The sequence below is a fragment of the Limosilactobacillus secundus genome (assembly GCF_020784695.1).
Lineage (GTDB): Bacteria > Bacillota > Bacilli > Lactobacillales > Lactobacillaceae > Limosilactobacillus > Limosilactobacillus reuteri_F.
In genome coordinates, this window is the sequence record NZ_JAJGUA010000002.1 from 1 (window position 1) to 319 (window position 319).

Annotated in this window: 2 tRNA genes and 1 rRNA gene; all 3 read left to right on the plus strand. The window is 46.7% G+C overall.

The window, feature by feature from the left end:
• Positions 1-66, plus strand: a 16S ribosomal RNA gene (locus LMB57_RS00005); the annotation flags it as partial.
• Positions 67-159: 93 nt separating this feature from the next.
• Positions 160-234: transfer RNA gene (locus tag LMB57_RS00010), tRNA-Ile, on the plus strand.
• Between the two features lie 3 nt (positions 235-237).
• Positions 238-310, plus strand: a tRNA-Ala gene (locus LMB57_RS00015).
• Positions 311-319: the final 9 nt, after the last annotated feature.

Genomic DNA, 319 nt, shown 5'->3' on the forward strand with positions numbered 1-319 from the left:
CAGATGACTGGGGTGAAGTCGTAACAAGGTAGCCGTAGGAGAACCTGCGGCTGGATCACCTCCTTTCTAAGGAATAAAACGGAACCTACACATCGAAGAAACTTTGTTTAGTTTTGAGAGGTTTACCTCTTAAAACTTTAACCTATAAGACGCTTATTTGGGCCTATAGCTCAGCTGGTTTAGAGCGCACGCCTGATAAGCGTGAGGTCGATGGTTCAAGTCCATTTAGGCCCATATGGGGAATTAGCTCAGCTGGGAGAGCACCTGCTTTGCAAGCAGGAGGTCATCGGTTCGATTCCGTTATTCTCCATTATCAACC